Below are 19,024 nucleotides of genomic sequence, written 5' to 3' on the forward strand. Positions count from 1 at the left end.
GTTCGCGCGCTAGAACTTGAAGCGCAGGCCGACACTGAGAAAATCCTCGCCATTGGCACCATTGCTGTTGAGCAGGTCGTAAATCGCGCAGCGGTGGTGCAGGCGGACAAAAAACTCGGTATCCGGTGTTTGCGGCCGGGAGAAGGCAGCTTCAACGAAGAGGAAGTTCAGTGTGCGCGTGCCTTGCCCATTGGCGCCGCGCTCCATGGGCCCCACCTCGCTGGTGTACGAGATGCCCAGCGGTGCCAGCCGCAAGTCGGTGCGCAGCACATCGCGCCACGGAAAGCCGCTCCAGCGGATGGTGGGGGCCACCGCCACTTCGGTCAGGCTGGCCTTGCCCCACTGTTGGCCAATCATTCCGTCCAGTTCCAGCGCAATTGGCCAGTCTTTCGATTTCCACAGTGTGGTGCTGCCCGTGAGGGCCAGCATGTAGTGCTCCGTGTAGTTGGCCGTGCCTGCGATGGCGCCGGCAGGCTCTGCATCGTGGTATTTGCCTACGTACAGGCCCCAGCTGGAGTCCCGCGTTTCAGCTGCCACTTGCCAAGGCAGGGCCGTGGCTGCCGCTAGCAGCAGGCTGTGCAGACCGTAGCAAGGCAGACGCATGGGAGTTCCCCCAAAAAATGGTGGCCCCCATGCTAGCGTCCGTAGCTGCGCGCACCAAATGGTGGGTGCCCAAAACCCCCTGCACGCAGGGGAGATGCCCAGGGGTTGGCTCAGCCCTGCGTAATAGCGACAGGCAGGCCGGTCTTGAGTGATTCGGTCACCGCCAACCCAATGCGCGTGGCTTCCAGTGCGTCGGACAGCGTGAGCGTGAGCGCGCGCTCGCCGCGGCAAGCTGCCACAAACTCGGCCATCTCGGCGGCAAAAGCTGCCTCAAAACGCTCGTAGAAGTCCTTGAGCACCGCATGGCGCACGCCGTGGGCATCGCTCTTCACCACGCGGTCGCGGGCGGCGTGCTCACCCACCAGCAGCTTGCCGGCGGTGCCAATGATTTCGGTGTGGGTCTCGTGGCCATGGGCCATGGTGCGGGAGGCGTAGAAGACCGCCTTGGCGCCGCCCTCAAAGTCCACGATGGCCAGGCCGTTGTCCACATCACCAAACTCGGCCAGGCCGGGGTGCAGGGCAATGGTGCCGGTGGCGTAGGCGCGCGTGGCCTTGGGGCGGCCGAGCATCCAGCGTGCCAGGTCGATGTCGTGCACGCTGCAGTCCATGAAGATGCCGCCCGAGGTGGGGGCAAAGCGCACAAAGAAACCGTCGGGGTCGTTCTGGTCGCAGGTTTGCGAGCGCACGATGAAAGGGCGGCCGATCTCGCCCGCTTCAATGCTGGCCTGGGCCGCACGGTAGCTGGGGTCAAAGCGGCGCACAAAGCCCACCATGGCCACTAGCGCGGGGTGCTTGGCCGCTTCTGCCAACACGCGTTCGCAATCGGGCACATTCAGCGCCAGGGGCTTTTCCACGAATACATGCTTGCCCGCCTGCAGCGCCGCAATGGTCTGGTCGGCATGCAGAGAGGTGGGGGTGACCAGCACTACCGCATCGATGTTGGGGTCGGCCAGCAGGTCTTCATAGCGGCTGTACACCTGCGTGATACCGAGCTGCTCCGTGGCATAGACACGCTCGGATTCGACCGGGCTGCAGGCGGCGGTGAGGGTGCAGTTGCGGGTGCTGAAGGCCAGGGCTTGCGCGTGGCGCTGGCCCAGGCGGCCCAGACCGACGATGCCGATTCGCAAAGAGGAAGTCATGCTGCGCCTCAGAACGTGATGATCTGGTTGCTGGCCGCGCTTTGGGCGGCGGCATCGGCCAGGATCTGGGCGTCCACGCCGTCTTGCACCGTGGTGCGGAAGCTGCCGCCGTTTTGCAGTTGCGTGAAGAAGTGCTCAATCTCGAGGCGGTAGGCGGCGGCATAGCGCTGTAGAAAGAAGGCTTCGGGGTTGTCTTGCGATGTGCCTTGGGCCGTGGCCTGGGTCACTTCGCTGGGGCGGTGGTTGCCACACTGCAGCATGCCGGTGGAGCCGATCACTTCAAAGCGCTGGTCGTAGCCGTAGGCGGCGCGGCGTGTGGTGTTGATCTGGCACAGGCGGCCCTTCACGGTTTTGATGGTGACGGCGGTGCAGTCAAAGTCGCCGGCCTTGCCGATGGCGGGGTCGGTCAGGCAGGAGCCGGTGGCGCTGAGCCACGCAGCCTTGTCGCCGTCGCCACACAGAATCCAGCGGAACACATCAAAGTCGTGGATCAGCATGTCGCGGAAGATGCCGCCGGACTGCTGGATGTATTCCACGGGTGGCGCACCGGGGTCGCGGCTGGTGATGACCAGCATCTCGGGGTTGCCGATGTCGCCGCGGTCCAGGCGCGTTTTGGCCTCATTGAAGGTGGGGTCGAAGCGGCGCTGAAAGCCGATCATGCAGGCCACACCGGCCTGAGCCACCACAGCGGCACAGGCCTTGGCGCGTTCTGCGGACAGGTCCACAGGTTTCTCGCAAAAGATGTGTTTACCGGCCTGGGCCGCACGCGTGATCAGGTCGCTGTGGGTGGTGGTGGGGCTGCCGATCACCACCGCGTCAATGGACGTGTCGGCAAAGATGGCCTCCACGCTGTCGACACGGGCGCCGTGCTCTTGTGCCAGGGCGGCGGCGTTGGCGGCCATGGGGTCGCTCACGGCGGTGAGTTCAATGCCGGGCATGGCGGCGAGGTTGGCGGCGTGGATGCGGCCAATGCGGCCAGCACCAAAGAGGGCTACTTTTTTCATGGTGACTTCAGTTCAGGGGTAAGAAGGGAAAGAGAGTTGTGCGCAGTCTCAGGACTGGCGGGGGCGGGTGGGTTGGTACTGCAGCTCCAGCCGGTAGGCCAGGGCCATGAACAGGCTTTGCACCACCGCCATGGTGTTGGTCAGTGCGCGAAAGCCGAAGACGCTGGTTTCGTTCACCAGAATCGAGGTGTGGGCATAACGTGCCATGGGGCTCAGGCTGCTGTCGGTGATGCAGATGACGCGCGCACCACGTGCATGCGCTTCAGACACGATGTTTTCAGTCTCTGGCGCATAGGGTGCGAAGGAAATCGCCACCATCACATCGCCGGGGCGCAGGCCGCGCAGCTGGCCGTCCTGCATATTGCCCATGGCGGTGATCTGCTGCACGCGCTTTTCGGTGTGCTGCAGCGCATAGGTTAGGTAGGTGGAAATGGCAAACGAGCGGCGCGACGCCATCAGCCACACCGTGTCGGCGCGGAACAGCAAGTCCACCGCCGCTTCAAACGCGGGCTCCTGCAGGCTGCGCTGCAGCTCTTCCATGCCGGCGATGCCACCACCAATGACGGCGTGCACGATGTCGGCGCTGGTCAGGTCCTTGGCGCCAGACTCGATGGCCCCGCGGATGCGCGACTGGTAGTCCCGGCTGGGGGAAATCTGCTTGGCCAGACCGTCGCGAAACAGCTTCTGCATTTCGGTGAAGCCGCTGAAGCCGAAATGCTTGGCAAAGCGCACCACGGCGGAGGGCTGCACCTCGCAGAGTTCTGCCACCTGCTGGATGGACTGGATGCCCAACTGCCCGCGGTGTTGCTCCACATAGGTGCCAATTTGCTTGAGTTGCCGGCTCAGGCCGGGGTACTCGCGGGCCATGGCGGCGATCAGGGCTTCTTCGCTCTCGGGGGCGTGGGGTGGGGGAGGTGTGCTCATGCCGTATGGGTAGTTTCTAGAACAAATTATCTGTCAGAGGTGCGTTATAGAACGAAAATTTGTTCTAGGGTTTTCACCTATTAGAAATATATTTCTATTTTGAGTTGAAATAGATAAACTTCTTCGCAGATGCTGGCAAGCCCTGCGTCCGCTGCTTTGCAGTGAAGTTTTCACCTTCCTCGAGTGACATTAAAAAATTGGAGACCGTATGAAGAACCTGAAGTTGTCCCGCAAGACATTTGCAAAAACCGTGCTGTTGAGCGCACTGCTGGCCGTCAGCGGCATGGCCGCTGCGCAGTCCAAGATCGCACTGATCAGCCACGCACCCGACTCCGATTCGTGGTGGAACACCATCAAGAACTCCGTCAAACACGCCGGTGAAGACTATGGCGTGCAGGTGGACTACCGCAACCCGGCCAACGGCGACCTGGCCGACATGGCCCGCCTGATTGAACAAGCCGCAGCGCAGGGTTATGACGGTGTGGTGGTGACGATTGCCGACTACAACGTGCTGCAAAGCGCCATCAAAAAGCTGACCGACAAGAAGATTCCCGTCATCACCATCAACTCCGGCACCATCGAGCAGAGCGAAAAGCTTGGCGCCGTGATGCATGTGGGCCAGCCTGAGTTTGAGGCTGGCAAGGGCGCCGGCATGCGCGCCAAAGCAGACGGTGTGAAGTCTTTCCTGTGCGTGAACCACTACGCCACCAACCCCGCATCGTTTGAACGTTGCCGCGGTTTTGCCGAAGCCATTGGCGCTGACTTCAAGAAGAGCACCATCGACTCGGGTGATGACCCCACCGGCATCGAAGCCAAAGTGTCGGCCTACCTGCGCCAGAACCCCAGCACCGGCGCCGTATTGACCCTGGGCCCCACCTCGGCACACCCCACGCTCAAGGCGCTGGAAAAAGCCGGTACCAAGGGCAAGATGTGGATGGCCACCTTTGACCTGTCCGACGAAATCTCCAAGGGCATCAAGGACGGTTCCATCAAGTTCGGTATTGACCAGCAACCGTACTTGCAGGGCTACATCCCGGTCGCCGTGTTGGCCAGCATGAAGTCCATGAAGAGCACCGACCTGGCAGCCGTGTCTGCCGCCGTGAAGGGCAACGCCAAGACGACGGCACGCTTCACCGAATACGGTCTGGCACCGGCTTACGGTCCTCGCCACATTGGTTCGGGCCCTGGCTTTGTGACCAAGGACAACATTGGCAAGGTGGAGAAGTACGCAGGCCAGTACCGCTAATCGCTTGCAAGCGCAGCAGGCAGGGAGCGTGTGCTCCTTGTCCGCTGCCAGCAGTTTTGTTTTTCTCTGTATTCCAGTGTGATTCTTATGACCCCCATCGCCCCCACCCTTGCCTCCAAAGCCCCCGTCGACGACCGGGTTCGTGAGGTCAGCCTGTTGCGCAAACTCATGGCGCGCCCTGAATTTGGCGCGCTGGCCGGCACCTTGCTGGTCTTTGCCATGTTCGCGTTCAGTGCCAGCGGCTCCGGCATGTTCAACCCCGAAGGCATCATCAACTGGAGCACAGTGGCCGCCTACCTGGGCGTGCTGGCCGTGGGCGCGGCACTGCTCATGATTGCCGGTGAGTTCGACCTGTCAGTGGGCTCCATGATCGGCTTTGCCGGCATGCTGCTGGCCATTCCCGCGCTGTACTGGGGCTGGCCCATCTGGTTGTCCGTGATTTTTGCGTTTGTGGTGGCCATGGCCCTGGGCTGGCTCAACGGCTGGCTGGTGGTGCGCACCGGCTTGCCCTCGTTCATCGTCACGCTGGCCTTCTTCTTCATCCTGCGTGGCCTGTCACTCGCTGTGTCCGTCATCTTCACCGGCAAGACCATCTTGAGTGGCAACGGTGATCTGGTGCTGCGAGACATGTTTGCGCAGGACCCCGTCATCTCCTTTCTGTTCACCGGCTACACCCTGACCGGTGTGTTTGACAGCCTGGCCCGCATGGGCGTGATTGCGGCCCGCGACGACGGCACCGCACTGGCCACCGGTATCCCCAAGGCCGTGGTCTGGTGGCTGGCACTCACGGCAGCAGGCGCCTTTGTGCTGGCCCGCACCCGCATGGGCAACTGGATCCAGGCGGTCGGTGGTGATGCCAATGCCGCCAAGAATGTGGGCATTCCGGTGGCCCGGGTCAAGATCAGCCTGTTCATCTTCATGGCGGTGTGCTCCACCGTATTTGCCGTGCTGCAAGTGGCAGACGCCGGTTCTGCCGCGGCAGACCGTGGGCTGCAAAAAGAGTTCGAAGCCATCATTGCTGCGGTGATTGGTGGCTGTCTGCTGACAGGCGGCTATGGCTCGGTGATTGGTGCGGCGTTTGGCGCGCTGATCTTCGGCATGGTGCAAATCGGTATTGGCTACACCAGCATCGACAACAACTGGTACCGCGTCTTCCTCGGCCTCATGCTGCTGATTGCCGTGCTGTTCAACAACTACATCCGTTCCCGCTTCGCAGCAGGCCGTCGTTAAACCCCAAGAGACAGACCATGAGCGACTACATCCTTCAGCTCGAAGACATCAGCAAATTTTTCGGCTCCGTGATTGCCCTGGGCGGCGTGACACTGCGCCTGCGCCGTGGTGAGGTGCACTGCCTGCTGGGCGACAACGGCGCTGGCAAGTCCACCCTGATCAAAACCCTGGCCGGTGTGCATGCGCCCGACAAGGGTGAATACCTCCTGGAAGGCAAGCCGGTGCGTTTTGCCTCGCCGCGTGAGGCGCTGGATGTTGGCATCGGCACCGTCTACCAGGACCTGGCGCTGGTGCCCCTGATGAGCGTGGCACGCAACTTCTTCATGGGGCGCGAACCCATCAAACAACTGTTTGGTTTCATTCCGGTCATGGACCACGCCCTGGCCGCCCAAACGGCGGGCGACAAGTTACGCGACATGGGCATCCGCATTCGCGACGCCAACCAGATGGTAGGCACCATGTCGGGCGGCGAGAAGCAGTGCCTGGCCATTGCGCGTGCCATCCACTTTGGTGCCAAGGTACTGATTTTGGACGAGCCCACCGCGGCCCTGGGTGTCAAGCAGTCGGCGAACGTGCTCAAGCTCATTGCCACGGCGCGGGCCCGCGGCATCTCCGTCATCTTCATCACCCACAACGTGAACCATGCCTACCCGATTGCTGACAGCTTCACGCTGTTGAACCGTGGCAAGTCATTGGGCACCTACCTGAAAAAAGATGTGAGCAAAGACGAAGTGCTGGACATGATGGCAGGTGGCGAGGAAATGCAGAAACTCATGGCCGACCTTGAAGGCGTAACGATTTAAAGACACCATGACACACTTGAAATTTCCACAAGGGCGGGACATCGACCTAGCCTGCCTGGGCCGCCTCGCGGTCGATCTGTATGCGGAGCAGTTTGGCAGTGCGCTGGAAAACGCTCGCAGCATGGCCATGTACCTGGGCGGTAGCTCTGCCAACCTGGCCTTTGGTGTGGCCCGGTTGGGCTTGCGCAGCGCCATGGTCTCGCGGGTGGGCAACGAGCAGATGGGGCGTTTTCTGACCCAGACCCTGCAGGCCAATGGCTGCGACACCAGCCAGGTGCAGGTGGACCCCCAGCGCCTTACGGCCCTGGTGCTGCTGGGCATCAAGGACCGCGACACTTTTCCGCTGCTGTTTGTGCGCGAAAACTGTGCCGACATGGCCATCGACGCCGCGCTGATCAACGAGGCCTTTATCGCCCGCTGCCGTGCACTGGCCATCACCGGCACCCATCTCTCCACACCGGGCACCCGCGCTGCGTCCTCCCGCGCGCTGGAATTTGCCCGCAAGCACGGCGTGGTGCGCGTGCTCGACATTGATTACCGCCCGGTGCTATGGGGCCTGACCAGCCGCGGCGCGGGCGAGAACCGCTATGTGCCCGATGCGGCCGTGACGCAGCAGCTGCAAGAGATGCTGCCGCAGTTTGACCTGCTGGTGGGCACCGAAGAAGAGTTCTTTATTGCCGGTGGGGTACCCAATGACCTGATGGCCAGCTTGCGCGCCGTGCGCGCGCTGAGCCATGCGGTGCTGGTGGTCAAGCGCGGTGCGGCAGGTTGCTCGGTGATCGAAGGCGCGATTCCCGCCGCCATTGACGACGCCCCCACCTTCCAGGGCGAACGCGTAGAGGTGCTGAACGTGCTGGGCGCGGGCGATGCATTTTTATCGGGCCTGATGGCCAGCCTGCTGCAAGGCAAGGACTGGGCGCAAGCCACGCAAACGGCCAATGCCTGTGGCGCCATCGTGGTGTCGCGCCACGCCTGTTCCGACGCCATGCCCACGCCGGCCGAGCTGGCCCATTGGTTTGGTGGCAGCCGCAACCCCAAGGTGGACGCAGACGCGCAACTGGCCCACTTGCACCGCGTGAGTGCCGCCCGCCCTGTGTGGAGCGAGCTGTGTGTGATGGCGTTTGACCACCGCAGCCAGTTCTACGACCTGTGTGTGGAAGCGGGCGCGCCCGAGTCGCGCATTCCGGCGCTCAAAAAATTGCTGGTGCAAGCCGCTGCGCAAGTAGAAGAGCGCTCGCAGTTGCAGGGCGGCACCGGCGTGCTGGTGGACGGCGGCAGCTACGGTGCCGATGCCTTGGCCAGTGCCACCGGCCGCGGCTGGTGGGTCGGCCGCCCGGTGGAGCTGCCAGGCTCGCGCCCACTGCGCTTTGATGGCACGCGCTCTGTAGGCAGTGCGCTGACGCACTGGCCCACCGAGCAGGTGGTGAAGTGCTTGGTGCACTACCACCCGGATGACCACTACACCCTGCGCCTGGAGCAGGAGCAAAAAGTGCTGGAGCTGTGGGAGGCCACCCGCGCCAGTGGCAACGAACTGCTGCTCGAAATCATTCTGCCCAAAGCCCTGACCGTGACCGGATCCGAAGACCAGGCCGTGCTGCGCGCTGTGACGCGCTTTTACAACCTGGGTGTGAAGCCCGAGTGGTGGAAGCTGGCCCCCATGCAACCCAAGGGATGGGCTGCCCTAGAGGCCATGCTGGCCGAGCGCGACCCGTATTGCCGTGGTGCCGTCATCTTGGGCCTGAATCAGCCCATCGCCCATCTGGTGGACAGCTTCCGCGATGCCACCAACCCGGTTGTCAAAGGTTTTATGGTGGGGCGCAGCCTGTGGGCCGATGCCTCGCTGCGCTGGCTGGCTGGCGACATGGATGACCAGGCCTTTGTGGGCGAGGTGGCGCGCAACTTCACCATTCTGGTCGACGCCTGGCGCAACCGCCGCACCCTGGTGCGCGCAGTGGCTTAAATTTTCGGTACAACCCTGACCATGACAACAACCCAACGACTCACGCTGTCGCAGGCGCTGGTGAAACACCTGGCTGCTTTGCGCGTGGAAATGTTTGACGGCAGCATCCAGCCCTATTGCGGCGGGGTGTTCACCATCTTCGGCCACGGCAATGTGGCCGGTTTTGGCGAGGCTCTGTGGGCCGAGCGCCAGGCCCTGCCCACCTACCGTGCGCATAACGAGCAGGGCATGGCGCATGCGGCCATTGCCTACAGCAAGGCGCACTTGCGCCAGCGCATCATGGCGGTCAGCACCAGCATTGGCCCCGGCGCCACCAACCTGGTCACCGCAGCTGCGGTGGCCCATGTGAACCGCCTGCCTGTGCTGTTGCTGCCCGGTGACACCTTTGCCTCGCGCGCGCCGGACCCGGTGCTGCAGCAGGTGGAGAGCTTTCAGCAGGGCGACCTGAGCGCCAACGATTGCTTCCGCCCCGTCACGCGTTTCTTTGACCGCATCACCCGGCCCGAGCAGATCTTGACCGCCTTGCCGCGTGCCATCCAGATCATGACGGACCCCGCCAACTGTGGCCCCGTGTGCCTGGCCTTGCCGCAGGACGTCCAGACGCATGCGTTTGATTGCCCCGAGGATTTTCTGCACCCCGCGCTGATCCAGTTCCGCCGCCCCCCGCCCGATGCGCGTGAGTTGCAGCAGGCCGTGGCCCTGCTGAAAACCGCCAAGCAGCCCCTGATCGTGGCCGGCGGCGGTGTGCTTTACAGCCATGCCGGTGAAGCCCTGCGTGCGTTTGCCGAGGCGCATGGCGTGCCCGTGGTGGAGTCGCACGGTGGCAAGAGCAGCTTGGCCTGGGACCACCCGCTGAACCTGGGCGCCATTGGCGTGGACGGCGCACCCAATGCCAACGTGCTGGCGCGCGAGGCCGATGTGGTGTTCGCAGTGGGCACCCGCCTGCAAGACTTCACCACCGGCTCACACGCCCTGTTTGCCAATGCCAAGCTGCTGAGCCTGAACGTGCAGAGCTTTGACGCCAGCAAGTGGCGCGGCACCGCCCTGGTGGCCGATGCGCTGGTGGGCCTGCAAGCCCTGGGCAGCGCGCTGGGCGACTGGAAGGCTGACCCCGCCTGGACCACGCGCGCCAAGCAGCAAGCCGCGCAGTGGAATGCCCGCGTGACCGAGCTGACCACCGCCGCACCGCAAGCCGGTGTGCTGCCCTACGATGCCGAAGTGATTGGCGCCGTGCGCGACTCGCTCAACGATGCGGGTGGCGACAGCGCTGTGCACGATGTGGCCATTTGCGCCGCAGGCACCTTGCCGGCCGAGCTGCACAAGCTCTGGCGCGCCAGCCGGCCCGGCAACTACCACATGGAATACGGCTACTCCTGCATGGGCTACGAGATTGCCGGTGGATTGGGTGTGAAGATGGCCCGGCCTGAACAAGAAGTCATCGTGATGGTGGGCGATGGCTCTTACATGATGATGAACTCCGAACTGGCCACTTCGGTCATGCTGGGCAAGAAGATCATTGTGGTGGTGTTGGATAACCGCGGTTACGGCTGCATCCAGCGCCTGCAAACCGCGTCGGGCAGCCCCGCCTTCAACAACCTGCTGGACGATTGCGTGCCCGAAGGCGGCGAGGCCAGCAGCATCGACTTCGCCATGCACGCCCGCAGCATGGGCGCCGACGCCGTGCATGTGGCCAACGTGGCTGAACTCAAAGCCGCCATGGTGCAAGCCCGGGCTGCCAAGCGCAGCCAGGTGCTGGTGATTGACACCACCCACACCCGCACCACCGAGGGCGGCTGCTGGTGGGAAGTTGCCATACCCGAAGTGTCCGCACGCAGCGAAGTGCTGGACGCCCATGCCCGCTATGTGGCGGGCAAGCAAGAACAACGTGTTTGATTTTTAGATTTGAAAGAAGCATTGATATGACCTGGAATGTCCGCATTGGCATCAACCCCATTTCTTGGTTCAACGACGACATGCCCTCTTTGGGCGGTGAAACGCCGCTGGAAACCGCATTGCGCGAAGGCAAGGAAATCGGCTATGTCGGTTTTGAGCTGGGCAACAAATTTCCTAAAGATGGCCCCGCCCTCAAGGCCAAGCTGGATGAATACGGCCTGGCTTGCGTGTCCGGTTGGTACTCCGGCTTTCTGGCCGAGTTGGAGCCCGGCCAGACCAGCGAGCGGGCCGTGGCTGCAGAGATCGAGCGCTGCAAAGCCCACATGAGCAAGCTGCAGTACAACGGCGTGAACGTGGTGGTCTACGGCGAATGCGCTGGCACCGTGCAGGGCCAGATCGACACTCCCGTCAGCAAGCGCCCCAAGTTCGCTTCTGACGCGCAGTGGCTGGCCTATGCCGAGCGCCTCAATGCATTTGGCGAGCACCTGCTCACGACCTACGGCATCAAGCTGGCTTACCACCACCACATGGGCGCCTATGTGGAGTCTCCGGCCGATATCGACAAGCTGATGACGCTCACCGACCCCGCCAAGGTCTTCCTGCTGTACGACACAGGCCACGCCTACTTTGGTGGCGCGACCGACCCGGTGGCCCTGCTCAAAAAGCACGTCAAGCGCGTGGTGCACGTGCACTGCAAAGACGTGCGAACCCCAGTGATTGCCCAAGCGCGCAACGATGGTTGGAGCTTTTTGAGCGGTGTGCTCAATGGCACCTTCACCGTGCCGGGTGACGGCAGCATCGACTACGCCGCTGCCCTCGGCGTGCTGCGCGATGCGGGCTACGAAGGCTGGCTGGTGGTCGAGGCCGAACAGGACCCCGCCGTGGCCCCCAGCTACCAGTACGCCAAGAAGGGGTTCGAGACCCTGAATGGCCTGGTCAAAAGCCTGGCCTGATTTGCAAAGGACACCGCCATGGTCAGCCCCTTACTCGCCAAAGCCGCCCCCACGGGCCGTGAGATTGTCAACGTCACCCCCGAGCGCGCTGGCTGGACGCATGTGGGCTTTCGCGCCTTGCGTCTGGAGGCCGGTGCGACAGAAACAGTCGCTACCGGCGCGCGCGAGCTGTGCGTGGTTGTGCTCACAGGCTCTGTGGACGTGACGGTGGATGGCACTACGCATGCCAACCTTGGCACGCGCGACAGCGTGTTTGACGAGAAGTCGCCCGCTGCTGTGTACGTGCCCGCTGGCAAGACGGTGACGCTGCGCGCGGTGCGCGACGCTGAAGTCGGCCTGTGCAGCGCGCCTACCGACGCGCAAGAGCGCGCGGTGCGCGTGATCGACCCGGCCAGCATGCGCCGCAGCGTGCGCGGCAAGGGCACCAACACGCGCTACGTGTGCGACATCCTGCCGCACGACGACCCTACCGCTGCCCATTTGCTGGTGGTGGAAGTGCGCACACCCGCCAGCCACAGCAGCAGCTACCCGCCCCACAAGCACGATGTGGAGCAGCCGCCCGTCGAGACCCTGCTGGAAGAAACCTACTACCACCGCCTGAACCCACCGCAGGGCTTTGCCTTTCAACGCGTCTATACCGACGACCGCAGCATCGACGAAGCCTGCGCCGTAGAGAACCACGACGTGGTGATGGTGCCCAAGGGCTACCACCCGGTGGTGGCGCCCCACGGCTACGACTCGTATTACCTCAACGTCATGGCGGGCCCCAACCGCTTCTGGGTCTTCAAGAACGACCCGGCCCACGAATGGATGCTGGCCCCTGCGGCTGGCACCTGAACTTTTTTAGAAACACACTGCATGTCCCAAGTTACTTCCATCGCCCATTACATCCACGGCAATGTCACCCCCGGCACCAGCGGCCGCGCCCAAGACGTCTTCAACCCCGCCACCGGCAAAGTCACCGGCTCGGTGGCCCTGGCCAATGGGGCCGAAGTCGACGCCGCCGTGGCCTCCGCCCAAGCGGCTTTCCCCAAGTGGTCGGACACGCCGCCCATTCGCCGTGCGCGCGTGCTGTTCAAGTTCCTGGAACTGCTAAACCTGCACAAGGACGCACTGGCCCACCTCATCACCGCCGAGCACGGCAAGGTATTCACCGACGCGCAGGGCGAGGTGTCTCGCGGCATCGACATCGTCGAGTTCGCCTGCGGCATTCCGCAACTGCTCAAGGGCGACTTCACCGACCAGGTGAGCACCGGTATCGACAACTGGACACTGCGCCAGCCGCTGGGTGTGGTGGCCGGCATCACGCCGTTCAACTTCCCGGTCATGGTGCCCATGTGGATGTTTCCGGTCGCCATTGCGGCGGGCAACACCTTTGTGCTCAAGCCCAGCCCGATCGACCCCAGCGCCAGCCTGTTCATGGCCGATCTGCTCAAGCAAGCCGGCCTGCCCGATGGCGTGTTCAACGTCGTGCAGGGCGACAAGGAAGCCGTGGACGCGCTGCTGGTGCACCCCGATGTGAAGGCCGTGAGCTTTGTCGGCTCCACCCCCATTGCCAACTACATCTACGAGACCGGCGCCCACCATGGCAAGCGCGTGCAGGCCCTGGGTGGCGCCAAGAACCACATGGTGGTCATGCCCGATGCGGATGTGGACCAGGTGGTGGACGCGCTCATCGGCGCGGGCTACGGCTCGGCCGGCGAGCGCTGCATGGCCATCAGCGTAGCGGTGCTGGTGGGCGATGTGGCGGACAAGGTCATCCCCAAGCTGCTGGAGCGCACCAAAACGCTGAAGGTGCTTAACGGCACCAACCTGGCCGCCGAAATGGGCCCCATCGTCACCCAGGCCGCGCATGCCCGCATCAGCGGCTACATCGATTTGGGCGTGCAAGAGGGCGCCAAGCTGCTGGCTGATGGCCGCGGCTTTGACGGGAGCAAGGCTGGTGAAGGCTGCGACAACGGCTTCTGGCTGGGCGGCACGCTGTTCGACCACGTGACCCCCGAGATGCGCATCTACAAGGAAGAGATCTTTGGCCCGGTGTTAGCCTGCGTGCGCGTGCCCGGCTTTGCCGAAGCGCTGCAGCTCATCAACGACCACGAGTTCGGCAATGGCGTGGCCTGCTTCACCCGCGACGGCAACGTGGCGCGCGAGTTCAGCCGCCGGGTGCAGGTGGGCATGGTGGGCATCAACGTGCCCATCCCCGTGCCCATGGCTTGGCATGGTTTTGGCGGCTGGAAGAAGAGCCTGTTTGGCGACATGCACGCCTACGGCGAAGAGGGCGTGCGTTTCTACACCAAGCAAAAGTCCATCATGCAGCGCTGGCCCGAGAGCATTGGCAAGGGCGCCGAGTTTGTGATGCCGACGGCGAAGTAAGTTGGGCATCAAATAGTGCTCTGGCGCTCATGGATATTGCGCAAGCAGCTACTATTTTTATAGCGTTTTAAAAGGCGACTCCAGTGGGGTCGCCTTTTTTACTTCTGTTTCTTGCCCCCACACGCCGCCCGCAGGAATTGACCCGCCACAAAAATGTCGCGCTCCACGGCACGGCGCGCAGCCGCGCTGTCGCGTTGCACCAAGGCTTGCACCAGGTCGTCATGCGCGTCGTTCAGCACCGCGCTGGCGGCGGGTGTGTCGAACAGGCGGTTGGAGATGGGGCCCGCGCGCAGCCACAGGGTGTCGATCAGCTGAAAGAGTAGGGGTGAGCCCGCGGCCTTGTAGAGCAGCACATGGAAGTCTTCGTTGATGTCCAGGTAGCGCTTGGCATCGCCCACGCCCAGTGCGGCGGCCATGTCCGCGCTCCAGCCCTGCAGCGTGGTGATCTGCACCGCGTCCAGCCGCAGGCTGCCACGCTCCGCCGCCTCGCCCTCCAGCATCATGCGCATCTGCAACAAGTCATCAAACTCGGGCAGCGAGAGGCGGGGCACCGTCACCCCGGCATTGGGCACGTTGATGAGCGCGCCTTCGGCCGCGAGGCGCTGCAAGGCGGCGCGCACCGGCATCTGGCCCACGCCCATGTCAGCCGCCACATTGCGGATCTTGAGCCGCTCGCCGGGCAGAAAACGCCCCACGGTGATCCACTGCCGCAGCGTGGTGTACACGCGGTCCTGGTCGGTGCTGGTGGGGGCTTCGCTCATGGGGCCAGAGTGTCCACCACAAACGCGTCCATGGTCGCCACCAGGCGGTCCACATCGTCGGCCGTGGTGTCGGGGCACACCAGCATCATGTTGTGAAACGGCGTGATCACCAGGCCCCGGTTCAGCAGGTAGAGGTGGATGTTCTGCTCCAGCGCGGGGTTGAGGATGGCGTCGGCCTCGCTGCCATTGCGCGGCGGCGTTGGCGTGAACTGGAACTCGGTGCGCGCGCCGATTTGTGTCACACACCAGCCCAGGCCGTGGCGCGCAATCATGGCGCGCAGGCCGTCGGCCAAGCGTGTAGCCAGCGTGAACATGTGGGCGTAGGCGGCCTCCGTCATCACCTCGGCCAGGTTGGCGCGCATGGCGGCCATGGTCAGCAGGTTGGCGGTGAGTGTGGTGCCTATGCCGCTGTGGCCCGGCGGGGCGTTGCGTTTGGCCGCTTCGGCTCGGGCTGCGGCCTCTGCGCTAAAGCCGTACACCGCACAGGGCACACCACCGGCCACCGGCTTGCCCAGCACCAGCAGGTCCGGCTGCAGGCCATGGGCGCGGGTGTAGCCGCCGGGCCCGGTGCTGATGGTGTGCGTCTCGTCCATCAGCAGCAGGGTGCCGTAGCGGCGGCACAGGGCTTGCGCCGCCTCCCAGAAGCCGGGCTCGGGCAGCACCATGCCGATATTGGTCATGGCCGGCTCGGCCAGCAGGCAAGCCACCTGGCCGTCGGCCAGCGCGGCCTCCAGCGCGGCCAGGTCGTTGAACTCCACACTGCGCGTGGTACGGGTGATGTCCACCACCTGGCCCAGCAGGCTGTCGCGCGTGCGCGGCTGGCCATCCACCAGGTCCACAAACACATCGTCCACTGTGCCGTGGTAACAGCCATTAAAAATCAGCACCTGCGTGCGCTGGGTGAGCGCGCGCGCCCAGCGGATGGCAAAACGGTTCGCGTCAGACGCTGACAACGCAAACTGCCACACCGGCAGGCCAAAGCGGTGCGCCAGCTCCTCCGCCACCCACACGCCGTCTTCACCGGGCAGCATGGTGGTAATGCCTTGTGCCGCCTGCGCCGCAATGGCGCGCGCCACTGCGGGCGGGCTGTGGCCGAACATGGCGCCGGTGTCGCCCAGGCAAAAGTCCACATAACGGTGGCCGTCGGCGTCCGTCAGCTGCGCCCCTTGCGCGTGGGCGATGTGCAACGGGAAGGGAGTGGACCAGTCACTCATCCAGTGCAGCGGCACCCCAAACATTAGGTGTTTGGCAGCCCGCGCAGACAGGGCGTGGGACGTGGGGTTGGCAGCGGCATACGTGGCACGTTCGCGTTCGCGTGCGGCGGCCAGGCGTTGGGGGTTTAGGTGGCGAAAAGTCTGGGTCATGGCACGGCCCCCGCTTACACCAGCAGCAACAAATGCTCGCGCTCCCAGGAGCTGATCACGCGGTTGTAAGTGGCGTATTCCAGTTCCTTCACGGCGCAGAAGGCGTCCACAAACCCCGAGCCCAGCACCTCGCGCATGGGCGCGCAGCTGCGCATGGAGGCAATCGCGTCTTCCAGGTGGCGGGGCAGTTCGTGGCTCACGTTCCAGGCGCTGTCGGTGGTGGGGGCGCTGGGCGTCAGGCCCTGGGTCATGCCCAGATAACAACAGGCCAGCGTGGCGGCCATGGCCAGGTAGGGGTTCACGTCCACACCGGGCACCCGGTTTTCCACCCGGCGGTTGGCGGGGCTGGACTGGGGGATGCGAATGCCGCAGGTGCGGTTGTCATGCCCCCAGCGCACATTGATGGGCGCCGACATAAACGGCGACAAGCGCCGGTACGAGTTCACATAGGGCGCAAACATGGGCATCAGCTGCGGAATGTAGGCCTGCAGCCCCGCAATGCATTGGCCGAACAGCGGGCTGGCCGAGCCATCGGGCAGGCTGAAAATGTTGTTGCCGTCGGCATCCAGAATGCTCTGGTGGATGTGCATGGCGCTGCCCGGCTCCTGCTCCATGGGTTTGGCCATGAAGGTGGCAAAAATGCCGTGGCGCAGCGCCGTCTCGCGCACCGTGCGTTTGAAGAGGAACACGCGATCCGCCAGGTCCAGCGCATTGCCGTGGCTGAAGTTGATCTCCATCTGGCCGGGGCCGGCCTCGTGGATCAGTGTCTCTACCCCTAGCTGGTGCTGCTGACAAAAGCTGGACAGCTCCATAAAAAACGGGTCAAAGTCGTTGACCGCGTCAATCGAATAACTCTGCCGCCCCGCCTCGGGCTTGCCGGTGCGGCCTAGCGGCGGCTGTAGGGGCTCGTGCGGGTTTTGCTGGCGGGCCACCAGGTAGAACTCCATCTCGGGCGCCACTACCGGCGTCCAGCCGCGTTCTTCATACAGCTTGAGCACCCGACGCAACACGCCGCGCGGCGAAATCTGCACCGGGCTGCCGTCCCACTCCTGGCAGTCGTGGATCACCACCGCCACCGGCTCCGCCGCCCAGGGCACCACACGCGCGGTGCTCACATCGGGGATGCACACCATGTCCGGGTCAGTGTCGCCCACAAACGGGCCGTTGTCCGGCTGCTGCCCGTTCACCGTGTTGAGCAACACACTTTTGGGAATGCGCATTTCCCCCGCCGCCAAAAACAGGTCGCGCGGCAGGATCTTGCCGCGCGCAATGCCGGTCATGTCGGGGATCACACACTCCACCTCGTGGATGCGGTGCTGGGTCAAAAAAGCTTCGATGGCGCTGGGGGTGGACATGGGGAGGGCCGGTGGTGGAGATGGCCAAATTCTAGTGCGCGGCCTTCAATTTGTGATCACAAACACGTAAATGCTCCATAAATTGCGAATTCATGGCATGTTTGTGATCGAAAAATTGGAGGCCAGGTGCGGGTTGGGCGGCCGGATAGACTCCCACCCCCGATTCCTGTTTTGTCCCATGTCCAGCTCCACCCCACCCAACCACGCCTACGACTGGCGCACCATCACCGCGCTCAATGCCGTCTCCACCCTGTCCCAAATCGGGCAGTTCGGCATCGTTTATGTCATGGTGCCGGTGTGGCTGGCGCTGCAGGGGCTGAGCGCGGCACAGCTGGGTTTTTTTGCCGCGTCGCTCTGGCTGGGGCAAATGCCCGGGTTGGCGCTGGCGCCGTGGCTGTGCCACCGCTGGGGCGCGCGCCGCGTGGTGGTGGCTGGCTTGGCCTGTTCCGTGGTGGCGCTGCTGGGCATCGCCTATGTGGCCTGGCCTCTCTATCTGTTGTGTGGCTTGTTGGCCGGCCTGGGCATGGGCCTGCGCTGGGTGGGGCTGGAGCCCTGGCTGTACCGCATCGCCCCCGCCCACGCGCGTGGGCGCCTGGTGGGTTTTCATGAAACGCTGATTGCCGCCGCCCCTGTGGTGGCCCCGGCCATTGCCGCGCTGGTGGGTGTGCAGGGCCACACCATTCTGTGGGTGGGCATAGGCTTCACCTTGTCCGCCTTGCTGCCCCTGGCGTTTGCCCGCAGGCCACCGCAGGAGCACGCTTCTCTGGCGTCCGGCGGCTGGCGCCAGTCGGGTACTGCAGCATGGCCGCATCGCATCTTCCGCCAGGGGCTGCTGATTGCCCTGTGCGGCGGCATGCTCGAATCCGCCGTGGTCGGCCTGTTCGCCGTCTTCGCGGGCGACCGCGGTTTTGATGCGCAAAACATCGCCCACCTGCTGACCAGCTTTGGCCTGGGCGGCCTGCTCTTGCAGTACCCCGTGGGCTGGATGGCTGATCACTGGGGTATGCGCGCGGCCGGCGCCCTGGCTGCGGCGGGCACGGTGCTGGCCGCCGCCTTGCTGGCCCTGTTGCCCGGCGTGCCCGTGGCCTACGCCACCATGTTTGTGCTGGGCGGTCTGATCACCGCCTTCCTCACGCTGGCGCTCATCGCCGCCACCAAAACCCCCACGCCCGACATGGCCTGGAACGTGAGTTCGCTGTCCATCGCCTATTCACTGAGCGCGGTGGTGGGGCCGGTGGTGGCGGGGGGCGCCATGACGGCGACGACTAGTGCCGCGCTGATGGGGTTTACTGCGGTGGTGGCTGGGGTGATGGTAATTTTGCTATTGAAAAGATAGCTGCTTGCGCATATTCCATGGGTGCTGGAGGCACATTTGATGCATAAATGGCGTGTTGCTTGCAACCCACTGATCGCAAA

General features: G+C 63.9%; 16 protein-coding genes. 9 read left to right on the plus strand and 7 right to left on the minus strand.

Annotated elements, in window-relative coordinates; all coding sequences use genetic code 11:
- Window positions 1-9: 9 nt before the first annotated feature.
- From AC097A_RS14660 to AC097A_RS14675, 4 genes are all read right to left on the minus strand, one after another.
- Entirely contained in the window at window positions 10-603 is a 594-nt protein-coding gene (locus AC097A_RS14660) for a hypothetical protein (protein ID WP_315494877.1), read from the minus strand.
- 110 nt (window positions 604-713) lie between these two features.
- Entirely contained in the window at window positions 714-1,742 is a 1,029-nt protein-coding gene (locus tag AC097A_RS14665; protein WP_479621411.1) for a Gfo/Idh/MocA family oxidoreductase, read from the minus strand.
- Between the two features lie 8 nt (window positions 1,743-1,750).
- The gene (gene iolG, locus AC097A_RS14670; protein ID WP_479621412.1) at window positions 1,751-2,746 is read right to left on the minus strand and encodes an inositol 2-dehydrogenase; all 996 of its coding nucleotides are present in this window, start codon (window positions 2,744-2,746) and stop codon (window positions 1,751-1,753) included.
- 48 nt (window positions 2,747-2,794) lie between these two features.
- A complete protein-coding gene (locus tag AC097A_RS14675; RefSeq protein ID WP_479621413.1) occupies window positions 2,795-3,670 on the minus strand; it encodes a MurR/RpiR family transcriptional regulator in 876 nt (291 codons plus the stop codon).
- A 208-nt stretch (window positions 3,671-3,878) separates the two neighbouring features.
- Here AC097A_RS14675 and AC097A_RS14680 point away from each other — a divergent pair, with 208 nt between their 5' ends.
- From AC097A_RS14680 to AC097A_RS14715, 8 genes are all read left to right on the plus strand, one after another.
- On the plus strand, window positions 3,879-4,916 hold the full coding sequence (locus AC097A_RS14680; RefSeq protein WP_479621414.1) for a sugar ABC transporter substrate-binding protein: 1,038 nt from the start codon (window positions 3,879-3,881) through the stop codon (window positions 4,914-4,916).
- An 87-nt stretch (window positions 4,917-5,003) separates the two neighbouring features.
- Window positions 5,004-6,146 carry an ABC transporter permease gene (locus AC097A_RS14685; protein ID WP_479621415.1) on the plus strand — a complete coding sequence of 381 codons (1,143 nt, stop codon included), beginning with the start codon at window positions 5,004-5,006 and terminating at the stop codon, window positions 6,144-6,146.
- Between the two features lie 17 nt (window positions 6,147-6,163).
- Window positions 6,164-6,949, plus strand: coding sequence for an ATP-binding cassette domain-containing protein (locus AC097A_RS14690; protein ID WP_479621416.1), 786 nt, complete (start codon window positions 6,164-6,166; stop codon window positions 6,947-6,949).
- Window positions 6,950-6,956: 7 nt separating this feature from the next.
- Window positions 6,957-8,909 (plus strand): bifunctional 5-dehydro-2-deoxygluconokinase/5-dehydro-2-deoxyphosphogluconate aldolase, encoded by a 1,953-nt coding sequence (locus AC097A_RS14695; protein ID WP_479621417.1) that lies wholly within the window; start codon window positions 6,957-6,959, stop codon window positions 8,907-8,909.
- A 21-nt stretch (window positions 8,910-8,930) separates the two neighbouring features.
- A complete protein-coding gene (iolD, locus tag AC097A_RS14700; protein WP_479621418.1) occupies window positions 8,931-10,802 on the plus strand; it encodes a 3D-(3,5/4)-trihydroxycyclohexane-1,2-dione acylhydrolase (decyclizing) in 1,872 nt (623 codons plus the stop codon).
- A 26-nt stretch (window positions 10,803-10,828) separates the two neighbouring features.
- Window positions 10,829-11,755: a myo-inosose-2 dehydratase gene (iolE, locus tag AC097A_RS14705; RefSeq protein WP_479621419.1), complete on the plus strand. Its 927-nt coding sequence runs from the start codon at window positions 10,829-10,831 to the stop codon at window positions 11,753-11,755.
- A gap of 18 nt (window positions 11,756-11,773) precedes the next feature.
- Window positions 11,774-12,592: a 5-deoxy-glucuronate isomerase gene (iolB, locus tag AC097A_RS14710; protein ID WP_479621420.1), complete on the plus strand. Its 819-nt coding sequence runs from the start codon at window positions 11,774-11,776 to the stop codon at window positions 12,590-12,592.
- A gap of 21 nt (window positions 12,593-12,613) precedes the next feature.
- Window positions 12,614-14,128, plus strand: a complete 1,515-nt coding sequence (locus tag AC097A_RS14715) for a CoA-acylating methylmalonate-semialdehyde dehydrogenase (RefSeq protein ID WP_479621421.1) — start codon at window positions 12,614-12,616, stop codon at window positions 14,126-14,128.
- A gap of 98 nt (window positions 14,129-14,226) precedes the next feature.
- Here the strand turns inward: AC097A_RS14715 and AC097A_RS14720 are convergent, their stop codons facing one another.
- From AC097A_RS14720 to AC097A_RS14730, 3 genes are read right to left on the minus strand one after another with little or no spacing between them, the layout of a single operon-like run.
- Window positions 14,227-14,889 carry a GntR family transcriptional regulator gene (locus AC097A_RS14720; protein ID WP_479621422.1) on the minus strand — a complete coding sequence of 221 codons (663 nt, stop codon included), beginning with the start codon at window positions 14,887-14,889 and terminating at the stop codon, window positions 14,227-14,229.
- Complete coding sequence (locus AC097A_RS14725; protein WP_479621423.1) at window positions 14,886-16,253, minus strand: aspartate aminotransferase family protein; 1,368 nt, start codon at window positions 16,251-16,253, stop codon at window positions 14,886-14,888. Before AC097A_RS14725 ends, AC097A_RS14720 begins: the two co-directional genes overlap by 4 nt.
- Before the next feature lie 14 nt (window positions 16,254-16,267).
- Window positions 16,268-17,608 (minus strand): glutamine synthetase family protein, encoded by a 1,341-nt coding sequence (locus AC097A_RS14730; RefSeq protein WP_479621424.1) that lies wholly within the window; start codon window positions 17,606-17,608, stop codon window positions 16,268-16,270.
- 178 nt (window positions 17,609-17,786) lie between these two features.
- On the opposite strand from AC097A_RS14730, the gene AC097A_RS14735 reads away from it, so the two are divergent.
- Window positions 17,787-18,944: an MFS transporter gene (locus AC097A_RS14735; protein WP_479621425.1), complete on the plus strand. Its 1,158-nt coding sequence runs from the start codon at window positions 17,787-17,789 to the stop codon at window positions 18,942-18,944.
- The last annotated feature ends 80 nt before the right edge of the window (window positions 18,945-19,024 follow it).

Source organism: Rhodoferax sp. XS2R6 (assembly GCF_056521365.1).

What these genes read in the sequence shown, in the direction of transcription:
- AC097A_RS14660 (WP_315494877.1), bottom strand. Translation starts at nt 603, where the DNA reads ATGCGTCTGCCTTGCTACGGTCTGCACAGCCTGCTGCTAGCGGCAGCC.
- AC097A_RS14665 (WP_479621411.1), bottom strand. Translation starts at nt 1,742, where the DNA reads ATGACTTCCTCTTTGCGAATCGGCATCGTCGGTCTGGGCCGCCTGGGC.
- iolG (WP_479621412.1), bottom strand. Translation starts at nt 2,746, where the DNA reads ATGAAAAAAGTAGCCCTCTTTGGTGCTGGCCGCATTGGCCGCATCCAC.
- AC097A_RS14675 (WP_479621413.1), bottom strand. Translation starts at nt 3,670, where the DNA reads ATGAGCACACCTCCCCCACCCCACGCCCCCGAGAGCGAAGAAGCCCTG.
- AC097A_RS14680 (WP_479621414.1), top strand. Translation starts at nt 3,879, where the DNA reads ATGAAGAACCTGAAGTTGTCCCGCAAGACATTTGCAAAAACCGTGCTG.
- AC097A_RS14685 (WP_479621415.1), top strand. Translation starts at nt 5,004, where the DNA reads ATGACCCCCATCGCCCCCACCCTTGCCTCCAAAGCCCCCGTCGACGAC.
- AC097A_RS14690 (WP_479621416.1), top strand. Translation starts at nt 6,164, where the DNA reads ATGAGCGACTACATCCTTCAGCTCGAAGACATCAGCAAATTTTTCGGC.
- AC097A_RS14695 (WP_479621417.1), top strand. Translation starts at nt 6,957, where the DNA reads ATGACACACTTGAAATTTCCACAAGGGCGGGACATCGACCTAGCCTGC.
- iolD (WP_479621418.1), top strand. Translation starts at nt 8,931, where the DNA reads ATGACAACAACCCAACGACTCACGCTGTCGCAGGCGCTGGTGAAACAC.
- iolE (WP_479621419.1), top strand. Translation starts at nt 10,829, where the DNA reads ATGACCTGGAATGTCCGCATTGGCATCAACCCCATTTCTTGGTTCAAC.
- iolB (WP_479621420.1), top strand. Translation starts at nt 11,774, where the DNA reads ATGGTCAGCCCCTTACTCGCCAAAGCCGCCCCCACGGGCCGTGAGATT.
- AC097A_RS14715 (WP_479621421.1), top strand. Translation starts at nt 12,614, where the DNA reads ATGTCCCAAGTTACTTCCATCGCCCATTACATCCACGGCAATGTCACC.
- AC097A_RS14720 (WP_479621422.1), bottom strand. Translation starts at nt 14,889, where the DNA reads ATGAGCGAAGCCCCCACCAGCACCGACCAGGACCGCGTGTACACCACG.
- AC097A_RS14725 (WP_479621423.1), bottom strand. Translation starts at nt 16,253, where the DNA reads ATGACCCAGACTTTTCGCCACCTAAACCCCCAACGCCTGGCCGCCGCA.
- AC097A_RS14730 (WP_479621424.1), bottom strand. Translation starts at nt 17,608, where the DNA reads ATGTCCACCCCCAGCGCCATCGAAGCTTTTTTGACCCAGCACCGCATC.
- AC097A_RS14735 (WP_479621425.1), top strand. Translation starts at nt 17,787, where the DNA reads ATGTCCAGCTCCACCCCACCCAACCACGCCTACGACTGGCGCACCATC.